Origin of the sequence: Halopseudomonas sp., from assembly GCF_041579695.1 — a bacterium.
In the GTDB taxonomy this organism is placed as follows: domain Bacteria; phylum Pseudomonadota; class Gammaproteobacteria; order Pseudomonadales; family Pseudomonadaceae; genus Halopseudomonas.
The window spans coordinates 1-10,664 of sequence record NZ_JBFGFI010000090.1 but is presented as its reverse complement, the minus strand read 5'-3'; the positions used below and the strand labels follow the sequence as shown (position 1 = coordinate 10,664).

General features: G+C 61.7%; 8 protein-coding genes. All 8 read left to right on the top strand.

Annotated features, from left to right (window positions below; translation table 11 throughout):
* Window positions 1-425, top strand: a 425-nt coding sequence (locus ABYA88_RS13770) for an aldo/keto reductase (RefSeq protein ID WP_373187961.1), incomplete at its 5' end; no start/stop codon positions are given.
* Window positions 422-1,126: a DUF6064 family protein gene (locus ABYA88_RS13765; RefSeq protein WP_373187959.1), complete on the top strand. Its 705-nt coding sequence runs from the start codon at window positions 422-424 to the stop codon at window positions 1,124-1,126. The genes ABYA88_RS13770 and ABYA88_RS13765, both read left to right, overlap by 4 nt.
* A gap of 40 nt (window positions 1,127-1,166) precedes the next feature.
* Complete coding sequence (locus ABYA88_RS13760) at window positions 1,167-2,402, top strand: MFS transporter (protein ID WP_373187958.1); 1,236 nt, start codon at window positions 1,167-1,169, stop codon at window positions 2,400-2,402.
* 147 nt (window positions 2,403-2,549) lie between these two features.
* A complete protein-coding gene (locus ABYA88_RS13755; protein ID WP_373187962.1) occupies window positions 2,550-3,203 on the top strand; it encodes an ABC transporter ATP-binding protein in 654 nt (217 codons plus the stop codon).
* Window positions 3,193-5,760, top strand: a complete 2,568-nt coding sequence (locus ABYA88_RS13750; protein WP_373187956.1) for an ABC transporter permease — start codon at window positions 3,193-3,195, stop codon at window positions 5,758-5,760. Before ABYA88_RS13755 ends, ABYA88_RS13750 begins: the two co-directional genes overlap by 11 nt.
* A gap of 5 nt (window positions 5,761-5,765) precedes the next feature.
* Entirely contained in the window at window positions 5,766-7,070 is a 1,305-nt protein-coding gene (locus ABYA88_RS13745; RefSeq protein ID WP_373187955.1) for a sorbosone dehydrogenase family protein, read from the top strand.
* Window positions 7,071-7,242: 172 nt separating this feature from the next.
* Window positions 7,243-8,442, top strand: coding sequence for a TAXI family TRAP transporter solute-binding subunit (locus tag ABYA88_RS13740; protein ID WP_373187954.1), 1,200 nt, complete (start codon window positions 7,243-7,245; stop codon window positions 8,440-8,442).
* A 30-nt stretch (window positions 8,443-8,472) separates the two neighbouring features.
* The gene (locus tag ABYA88_RS13735; protein ID WP_373187953.1) at window positions 8,473-10,398 is read left to right on the top strand and encodes a TRAP transporter permease; all 1,926 of its coding nucleotides are present in this window, start codon (window positions 8,473-8,475) and stop codon (window positions 10,396-10,398) included.
* Window positions 10,399-10,664: the final 266 nt, after the last annotated feature.

Sequence of the window (10,664 nt, the reverse complement as noted above, 5' to 3'; positions counted from 1 at the left end):
TCGGCATCACCACTTCCCACGGGCGCCGCCACCGGGAAATGGAGCAGATCATGAGCTCGGAGGATATCGACTTCATTCAGCTCACCTACAACATTACCCACCGTGAGGCGGAAGACCGGCTGCTGCCCCTGGCACAAGAGCTGAACATCGGCGTGATCGCCAACCGGCCCTACGATGGCGGCAGCCTGATCAAGAACCTCAAGCGGCGCAACGAGCCACTGCCTAAATGGGCGAAGGCGGAATGCGGCTGCAATACCTGGGCAGACTTTCTGCTTAAGTTCATCGTCAGCCACCCGGCCATCACCTGCGCCATTCCCGCGACTACCCAGGTCGAGCACATGCGCGAGAACATGCGCGCTGGCCATTCGCTGATACCCTCACCCGGCGCCCGGCAGCGAATGGCAGACTACCTGAAATCGCTATGAACGATTGGACCGGCTACCGTCTGCAGGACTTCATTCCGTTCACCGCGGACGTCTACTTCCGCCTGCTGGAACGCATGGGCGAGACCTTCTGGCCGCTGCATCTGCTCACCCTCGCAATCGGCGCAGCCACCTTGGTGCTGGCATTCAGGCAGCGCCCACGTCTCGCCGTCCTGCTTCCCGTTCCACTCTGGCTCTTCGTCGCCATCGCATTCGTGTTCCAGCGCTATGCTGAGCTTAACTGGGCTGGAGACTATGCGGGTTGGGCCTTTATCGCCCAGGCCGTGCTGTTGATCGTGATTGCGTTAACCGGGTCTGGCGTGGATAAAGCCCCGCGCGCCACCAGCCCACCGGTCATCATTGGTGCAGCAATCAGCCTCTACGGCCTGATCATCCTGCCTCTCACGGCACTGCTGAGCGGCGGCTCCTGGTACCAGGCACAAATGTTCGGCATCCATGCCGACCCCACCGCCATCACCACCCTCGGTTTGACGCTGATCCTGCTGCGAAGCTGGGCTCTCTGGGCCACCTTCCTCATTCCGGCCATCTGGGTCCTGGTCTCCGGCCTCACCTTGAGAGCGCTGGACGCGGGCCCCGTCGCGTCGGGCGCCGGCATGCTGTTTGCCGTGCTGGCAGCTACGTTGCTCGGCCTGGTGTGGAAGAGTTTTGCACCCCAACCGGCCAACATGGCGGATAACTGCTAACCTTGGCGGCTGCGAAAAGTCAGCCAATAAGCGAGCCCCGATGTCTCAGAATGCCAACCGCCCGAACATGGTCATAACTGTGCTGTGCGGCACCCTTACCTCCCTGGTCGTGATCGGTTTTGCCCGCCTGGCGTACGGCATCATCCTACCGGCGATGCGCGCAGACCTTGGCTTGTCGTACCAGCAGGCCGGTATTCTGAGCACCGTTACTGCCCTGTGTTACGTCTGCTTTGTGCTCGCCGGCGGCCTGGCCGCTGCTCGCTGGGGTGCCAAGGCCTCCGTCATGTTCGGCATGCTCACAGTCACAGTCGGGTTCGTCGGCCTGGCCTTCGCCGCGAACTTCTGGTTGGTCATGTTCCTGATGGGACTGCTGGGCTTTGGTACCGCGTTTGCGTTTGCGCCCATGGTGGCGCTGCTGGCCACCTGGTTTCCCGAGAAACGCGGCCTGGTGATCGGCTGCATGACCAGCGGCGTGGGTCTCAGCGTTCTGGTATCCGGCATGCTGGTGCCGTTTCTGTTCAGCACCTTCGGCGACCAGGGGTGGCGCGTCAGCTGGGGCGTGTTTGCCGGTGTTGCTTTGTTCGTGGCGGCCATGATTGCGCTGTTCGTGCGTAACACGCCCAAAGCCAATACCAGCACATCAGGCGGTTTGCCCGCCGATGAAAAGTGGCGCATCTACCGCAATCCGCGCGTGCTGATCGTCGCCATCACCTACGGCATTATCGGCCTGGGCTATATCACCCAGTCGGTATTCATGATCAGCTTCATGGTCGAAAGCGGCCACAGCGCAGCCATGGCCGGACGCTACCTGGCCATGATGGGCCTGCTGTCGATTGCCGCCGGCCCGCTGTGGGGCTGGCTGTCTGATTTCTGGGGCCGCGGCAATGCGCTGGCAATGTGTTTCTTGCTGGTCATCACCGCCATCGGCCTGCCGCTCTTGCAGCAGACCCTGCCCTTTTTCTTCTTTCACTTCCTGGTCATGGGCGTCTCGGTCAACGGCCTGTTTGCGATGATCCAGACCAGCGCCACCGACCAGGTCGCGCCGCGTTACATCCCGATCGCCTTCAGCTTTGCCACCCTATTCTTTGCCGTCGGCCAGTTCATGGGCCCAGCCATCGCCGGCTGGCTGATCGAAACCACCGGCGGCTTCATCGTGCCGTTCGGCTTCACCTTTACGGTCATGTCGGTGGGCTTTGGCCTGACTCTACTGATCCGACGCTTTCCGAACGAATGGGCGGTCGGGGAACCGGATGCGGCGCCGGTCTCGTCATCCTAAGGCGTTACACAGGCGAAATAATCGCGGGTACCCGCAACTGGGAGTGTTGCTAATGGTGTCGTCGGATCGTCCGGGCTGCAGGGGACATGGCATAGTGTTCGCTGATCCGGCCTGACCCAAGGAGCCCCTGTGTCCACCAGCGTGCAAATGAGCGGCATTCACCTCACCTACCCCACTGAATCGGGGTCCGTCGCGGTACTCAACGATGCCTCGCTCACAGTGCCACCCGGTGAGTCACTGGCGATTACCGGCCCCTCCGGCAGCGGCAAGACCTCAATGCTGCTCCTGCTCTCCGGCCTGGAACGGCCAGATCAGGGCGAGATCCTGGTCGGCAGTCAACGCCTCGGCGACATGGACTCCAACGCCCTGGCCGACTGGCGCAGCGCGCACCTGGGCATCATCTTCCAGTCATTCCATCTGCTGCCAGGCCTCAGCGCGCTGGGTAACGTCAGTCTGCCGCTGGAAATCGCCGGCCATTCCAACGCCCGTGAGCGCGCCCTGGCGATGCTGGAAGCGGTCGGGCTGAGCCACCGGTTACAGCACTACCCTACCCAGCTGTCCGGTGGCGAGCAGCAGCGCGTGGCGATTGCCCGGGCGCTGGTGCATCAGCCGAGCCTGCTGCTGGGCGACGAGCCCACCGGCAACCTGGACCAGCAAACTGGCGAGAAGGTGCTGTCGCTGCTGTTTGAGCTGCACAAACAAAGCAAATCCACGCTGATTCTGGTCACCCACGACGAGCGTGTAGCCGAGCGCTGCCAGCACCGGGTCAGAATGGATGCAGGGCGTTTGCATGCGCTCTGATACGCCCACCCCGTTTTCCTGGATGTGCCGGTTCGCCGTCACCGATCTGCGCTCACGCCTCTCCCTGCTCAAGGTCTTTCTCGCCTGTCTGATACTCGGCGTCACCCTCGTGGCAGTCACCGCCAGCCTGTATCGCGTGGTCGAGCAGAGCCTGCTCGCGGACACGCGCGCGTTGCTGGGCGGCGACGTGGAACTGGATGCCAGCGAGCCCCTGCCCGATGAGGTACTGGAATGGATTCGCGCCAGTGGCACTATCTCCCTGGTGCGCGAGCTGGACACCATGGTCAGCGACCAGGCCGGGGAGAACTTTCTCAGAGCCGCGATCCTTACGCCCGATGCCGCTTACCCGCTGTACGGCCAACTGCAGCTGTCGCCAGACCAACCGCTGGCCGAGCTCACAGCCCGACAGGATGATCTCTGGGGCGCGGTTATCGACCCCGTGCTGGCTGAACGCATGGGTCAGAGCATAGGTGATGAAATCCAGATCGGCGCCGCCGCCTTTCGCATCAGTGGGCTGATCCGGGATCAACCTGACCGCAATCTGAATGCCAACTGGCGCGGTCTGCCGATCATGATTTCCGATGAGGCACTGCAGGCAGCCCAACTGATCGGACCGGGCGCCCGCGTCGACTATGAATACCGCGTACAGACCCACCGCGACCTGGATGTGTGGCTGGATGAATTCGAACAGGCCTTCCCCGATACCCAGTGGGACACCACCACTTTTGCCGAGCGCAGCGAACGCCTGGCCGAACGGCTGGACCAGATTGCCACCGCACTGATCCTGATTGCCTTCACCACCCTGTTTATTGGCGGCCTGGGCGTGGCCAACAGCATTCACGCCTACCTGGATGAAAAACTCGGCACCATTGCCACATTGCAAACCCTCGGCCTGCGGCGCAAACCCCTGGTCGGCATCTACCTGCTACAGATCGGCATACTCGGCAGCATTGCCGGCCTGGTTGGCGGCGCCATCGGGCTGGGGCTATCGACACTGGCCCTGAGTCTGGCCGGTGATACCTTTGCCGCGACCGAATCGAGCAGCGCTGGCCAGTGGTTGTCGCTGTGGATCCTGCCTCTGCTTTTAAGCTGGTTGTTCGCCGTGTTGACCGCCTACGTCTTTGCATTACCGGCCCTGGCGCGGGCACTGGCTGCCTCCCCAGCCGGATTATTCAGAGGCAAGGTACAAGCTGCGGCCCATGAGCCGCGCAGTTGGCGCATCGCCAGTTATGCGCTGCTCGTGGTGTATATCGCTGCCCTGCTGCTCTGGCTGCCCTCCTCCCAACTCGGCTTTCTGTTTCTGCTCGCGCTGGTCGTGCTCTGGGGTCTGCTGGAGGCGCTGATCAAGGGCTTGCAGCACGCCGCCCGGACGCTGGAAAACAGCGGTCTTGCCGATCGCAACTTCGCCCGGCGCCTGGCCCTGGCCAATCTGCACCGGCCCGACTCGCCATTGCGCGCCACCCTGCTCTCGCTAGGGACCGCACTCACGCTGGTAGTCGCCTGTACCCTATTGGTCAGCACCCTGCTGCGCGCGCTGGAATCCACCATACCCGCCGAAGCACCCGCGCTGATCCTGTGTGAGGTATTGCCAGACCAGATCGAGCCCCTGGAAAGCGGTCTGCAATCACTCGACCCCGCCAGCGAAATCGAACTATTACCGCTGGTGCGCGGCCGCCTGGCCGCCATCAACCAGCAGCCGATTGCTGAAGTGCTGGCAGACAACTCGCAAGCCAGGCGCGAAGCCATGGGCGATGAATACAAACTCAGCTACCTGTTCGGCAACCCGGAAGACCTGGAACTGATCGTCGGCGAATGGTGGACCGCGGCCGCGCCAGGGGGCCAACCCGCTTTAATGGCCATGGAAGATCGCGAAGCCAACCAGCTAGGCCTGACCGTGGGCGACCAGATGGAGTTTCAGGTCGAAGGCCAGACCATCCCTGCCGAGATCAAAGCCCTCTACCGTCAGAAAGGCCTGCAGACCCGCTTCTGGTTCGAAGGCGTACTGCAGGATGGCGCACTGGATGCTCTGATCGGCCGTTACGTAGGCGTGGTCTATCAGAGCGATCCGGCCGCCAAGGCCTCCCAGCAATGGCTGGCCCGCAACATACCCAACGTCATCACCCTGCGCACCGCCGACTGGCTGGAAACCGCAGGCGACCTGCTCGGCAAAGCCACCGCCGGACTCGCCGCCGTCGCCCTGGTCAGCCTCACCGCCAGCCTGCTGGTACTGTCCAGCGTGGTCAGTGTCAGCCGCAGGCGGCAACTGTATGAAGCCAACCTGCTGCACATCCTCGGCGCCAGGCACCGTGCCATTCGGTTAGCTATGCTGTTGGAAACCGGGTTGCTGACGGTTATCGCTACGCTGTTTGCTACTGCGCTTGGCGCGCTGATTGCTTTGCCGCTGGCGGCCACCTTGCTGAAGTTGCCGGCCGGTGATCTATGGTGGCTTGGCACCCTGGTGGCGGGTGCCGTTAGTGCGCTTGCCCTGGCAGGTGGATTGCTGCCGACATTGCGGGCACTGAAGCTGAATCAGGCAATGCTGTTACGCGAGGGTTGAGTGAGATGAAAATGGCACTGGTATCGCTACTTGCGCTTTTGTCAGCCTGCGGAGGGCAAGCACGGCTACCGACGCAAGCCTTGACCGGCACTGAGCCGCCATTGCTGGAGCCCGAACCCGGCCTGATCCCCGTTATCAAGATTGCCCCGGCGGTCGGGTGGCCAGAGGGAGACATGCCGACTCCCGCCACCGGCCTGGAAGTGACGGCCTTTGCCCAGGGCCTCGACCATCCGCGCTGGCTATACGTCCTGCCAAATGGTGACGTGCTGGTTGCCGAAACCAACGCCCCACCGGGAAAAAGCGGTATCGATGGCGTCAAGGGATGGTTCATGAAACTGATCATGACGCGCGCCGGAGCCGCAGTGCCGAGCGCCAACCGTATCACTCTGTTGCGCGATACCGATGGCGACGGCCAAGCCGATTTTCGCAGTGTGTTGCTCGACGACCTGCACTCGCCATTCGGCATGGCGCTGATCAGGGACACCCTGTACGTAGCCAACGCCAATGCACTAGTCAAAGTGCCCTACCACAGCGGCGAGACGACCATAACCGCCGCTCCCACCAAGGTTGCCGACCTGCCCGGCATGGGCGACGAGCTGAACCACCACTGGACCAAGAGTCTGCTCGCCAGTACCGATGGCGACCACCTCTATGTCGGCGTCGGCTCCAACAGCAACATTGGCGAAAACGGCATGCAGGTCGAGCAAATGCGGGCCGCGATACTCGAGGTCGATGTGGCCACGGGTGCCAAGCGGGTATTCGCCTCAGGCCTGCGCAACCCGGTAGGCCTGGACTGGGAGCCGCACACGGGTGAGCTGTGGGCGGTCGTCAACGAGCGGGATGAACTGGGTAGCGATCTGGTACCCGACTACCTCACATCCGTTCGCCGCGGCGCTTTCTACGGCTGGCCCTACAGCTATTTCGGACAGCATGTCGATGAACGCGTAAGCCCCCAAAAACCTGACCTGGTGGCTCTCGCAGTCTCACCTGATTTCTCCCTCGGCGCGCATGTCGCGCCGCTGGGTCTGGCTTTCAATAACAGCAGGGTCACGGGGTTTGGTGAAGGCGCGTTCGTCGGCCTGCATGGTTCCTGGAACCGGCGGCCGCTGAGCGGCTATGAAGTCGTCTTTGTCCCCTTCAACGCCGGCCAACCAACCGGCCCGGTACAGGTCGTGCTGTCGGACTTTGTGAACGCAGACGGCAACGCCCACGGGCGGCCTGTGGGGGTAGTATTGGATGAGCGTGGAGGTCTGCTGGTAGCCGACGACGTGGGCAATACGGTGTGGCGCCTGGCGAAAGCGCGTCCCTGAGGGCGCCCTATCCCTGGTATTCATCACGCAAATCAAGGCTCTTCTCCAGCCGGCATGATTGCCCCGCTTTCTTGACACTACAGCAGCATCGACCCTAGTTTGATTTTGCAGTTGTCGGCATGAACACAGCAGAGTCATCACGATAAAAATAACAAGATCGGAGAAAGCGCTCATGAAAGTCACATCGCTGAAAACCCTGTTGGGTGTCAGCCTGTCTCTTGCAGGCGTGCTGGCACTTGGTCCTGTGAATTTGGTTCACGCGGATGAGTACGCCCTACCGAACCTGCTGGTCATAGGTACGCCCGGCACCTCCAGCGGCAGCTTTGCCTCCACCAATGGCTGGGGCCCCATCCTGCAGAAGGACCTGGGCATTAACGTGCGCGTCGTGCCGGAAGACAGCGAGGTCCAGCGTCACAAGCGGCTCACTGAACGTCGCGATCTGGCGCTGAGTTCCGTCTCGGCCGCTGAACTGCGTTTCCAGATCCAGGGCATTGGCCACTACGCCACCATGACGCCCGTGCCGCAGCGCGTGATCTGGCACCACAACGATACCCCGTGGGGCTTCGTGGTTTCCGGCGACTCCGATCTGCATACCATGGATGATCTCAAGCAAGGCGGCCTCAGGGTTGCCCAGGGGCAATTCTCGCCACCCATGATTGCTGCCGTCCGGGACGGCTTGCCGGCCTATCTCGGCATGACGCCGGAAGAAGGCGCTGCGCAGTTCGACTTTGTGCCCGCGAGCAGTTATGTGGAGAACTGCCGTACCGTCGTTGAAGGCCGGGCCGACGTGGCTTACTGCGCCACCATCAGTTCCGTGATGGCAGAAATGGAAGGCGCGCCCGGCGGCATCCGCTGGCTGTCCATGGATCTGGATAACACCCAGGCCTGGGCAGGCTTTCTCGAGCACCGTCCCATGGTCGTGCCCGGCACCATCAAAATGGGCGTTTCATCGTCCAAAGGCATCGACGGCCTGGCCTCGAACTTCCTCTACGCCGCCCCGGCAGATATTGAAGACGCCTTCGCCTACCGCATGGCCAAATGGTTTCACCAGTCCTTCGATCAATACAAAGGCTCGCATCCTCTGTCGACGCGGATGAGCCTGGAGGTCTTCAGAGAATATCTGGACCGCTCCCCGCTTCCGGTGCATGAGGGCACCGTGCGTTACCTCAAAGAGATAAACGCCTGGACCGAGGAAGACGAAAAATGGAACCAGGAGGCTATCGAGAAAGTGGATAGCTGGGTGGTCGCACGAACGGCGGCCCTGGCAGAAGCTCGGGCAAACGGGATCAAGCCAGACGCCAACGACGAGAGATTCATGGCCATCGTGAAGAAGCATGTAAAGGGGCTGGAAGGCTTTCGTACTCGTCTTTGAAATTCAGAACAAGGCATAAAAAGGACCTCCATGAAAACTGACATCATCACCGCGGAACAAGCCGCGCCGGGCAACGAGGTCACGCGGCTGGGTGAGGCGTACTCATGGCAGAGCATTGCCTTTGTTGTGCTGAGCATCTGTGGGCTGGTATCGGGCATAGCCTATATATTCGGCTTCTCCTGGCAGGGCCGGCGCCTGCTGGAAGGTGAGTACTATTGGATCTTTATTGGCTTTTTCGCCGCGGCAGCCTTTCTGGCGCTGCCTGCCAAACCTGGGCAGTCGAAAGTGCCGGTCTACGACATACTGGCCGCCGTCACAGTAATGGCAACGAGCTTTTACTTTGCCCATAACGCCTGGGACATGGTCCAGGCCGGTTGGAGCAATCTGTATCTGGGCATCGTCATCTGGCTGTTGATGATGGAGCTGGCGCGGCGTAGCGGCGGTACCCCCTTTCTGCTGGTGGTGGTGCTGATCGGGCTTTATCCGCTGGTGGCGGATCATTTCCCCGGGCTTGCCATGGGGGTGCCCTATCAGTTCGACCGCATGATCGAATCCTACGTCTTCCGCGCCGAAGGCATGATGGGCATTACCACCAAGATCGTCGCCGAGATCATTCTGGGGTTTCTGGTATTCGCCGGCATATTGCTGGCTACCGGCGCGGGCGCCTTCTTTATTGACCTGGCCAATGCCGGTTTCGGACGTTATCGCGGCGGCCCGGCCAAGGTAGCTGTGGTGGCCAGCGCCTTTATGGGCAGCCTGTCCGGGTCGATCTTCTCAAACATCGCCGGCACCGGCTCCATCACCATCCCGACCATGAAAAAAGCCGGCTATCCGGCCCATTACGCAGGTGCCATCGAGGCTTGCGCGTCGACCGGGGGCGTGGTGATGCCGCCAGTGATGGGCGCGATCGCCTTCGTCATGGCGATCACCATTGGCGTGGACTACGCCACCATCATGATCGCCGCGATCCTGCCGTCACTGCTGTTCTACTTCGGCCTGCTGCTGCAGGTGGATGGCTATGCTGCGCGCACCGGTATCAAGGGCATGGAAAAAGAGGATCTGCCCTCCACGCGCAAGGTGCTGATGCGCGGCTGGCCATTCCTGTTCGTCATGGCGTTCCTCATGTGGGGGCTGCTGTACATGCGCTGGGAGTACTACACGCCCTGGTATGCCTGCATCCTGATGATCGGGCTCTCGTTCCTGCGCAAAGAGACGCGGCTGACGCCCGCCCGGCTGTATGACGCAATACGGCAGATCGGCGTACTCGTGACCCAGACCGCCGCTATCATTCTGCCGATCGCCTTTGTGGTCGGCGCCCTGACCATTACCGGCGTTACCGGCTCGGTTACCTCCGGCCTGGTAGGCTTGGGCGGCGAAAACCTGTTCCTGGTGATCCTGTTCGGCATCGCCGCCTGCTTCATCATGGGCATGGCCGGGCTGGCCATCGTCGCCTATATCTTCCTGGCGGTCACACTGGCCCCGGCGATCATTGAGGTTGGCGGCCTGAACACCATCGCCGTGCACTTCTTTATCGTCTACTACGCCATGCTCTCGGTGATTACCCCGCCGGTGGGTGCAGCAGCCTTCCTGGCCGGAACCATCGCCGGGGCCAAGCCGATGAAAACCTCGTTCACCGCTATGCGCCTGGGCATCGTGATCTACTTTGTGCCGCTGTTCTTCCTGTTTCAGCCTGCCCTGCTGTTGCAAGGCGACCTGACCCCGCTGTTCTACGTCCTGCCCTCTATCATCGCCGGCATAATGCTGATCTCTGGCGGGCTGGAGGGCTACCTGCTGGGGGCGGGGCTGGTCAAACCCTGGCAGCGCTTGCCACTGGTTGCTGCCGGTTTTGCCTTCAGCTTTCCGGGGCCGATGACTACCCTGATCGGCGGTCTGGCATCCGCCGTGCTGGTCGCGATGGTGTGGCGCCAGAACCGGGTCAAGCCAGGCCTGGTATAACGAATACGCCCGCTAACAGACGACGGAGAAGGCGCTACCCCAAACGGAGTACCGGACCCAACCCCGCGCCCAACCAACTCACCGTCTTTCCGGTGAACGCGAGAAACCAAGCGGACTATCAAATCCCACACAGCGCCCAACCAATACTCCGTCATTCCCGCGCACGCGAGAATCCAAGAGAACTGTCAAACCCCACATCGCGCCCAACCAATACTCCGTCATTCCCGCGCACGCGAGAATCCAAGAGAACTGTCAAACCCCACATC

Excerpts from the sequence above, each read along its gene's own strand:
- ABYA88_RS13750 (WP_373187956.1), top strand. The coding sequence starts at position 3,193 with ATGCGCTCTGATACGCCCACCCCGTTTTCCTGGATGTGCCGGTTCGCC.
- ABYA88_RS13760 (WP_373187958.1), top strand. The coding sequence starts at position 1,167 with ATGTCTCAGAATGCCAACCGCCCGAACATGGTCATAACTGTGCTGTGC.
- ABYA88_RS13745 (WP_373187955.1), top strand. The coding sequence starts at position 5,766 with ATGAAAATGGCACTGGTATCGCTACTTGCGCTTTTGTCAGCCTGCGGA.
- ABYA88_RS13740 (WP_373187954.1), top strand. The coding sequence starts at position 7,243 with ATGAAAGTCACATCGCTGAAAACCCTGTTGGGTGTCAGCCTGTCTCTT.
- ABYA88_RS13765 (WP_373187959.1), top strand. The coding sequence starts at position 422 with ATGAACGATTGGACCGGCTACCGTCTGCAGGACTTCATTCCGTTCACC.
- ABYA88_RS13735 (WP_373187953.1), top strand. The coding sequence starts at position 8,473 with ATGAAAACTGACATCATCACCGCGGAACAAGCCGCGCCGGGCAACGAG.
- ABYA88_RS13755 (WP_373187962.1), top strand. The coding sequence starts at position 2,550 with ATGAGCGGCATTCACCTCACCTACCCCACTGAATCGGGGTCCGTCGCG.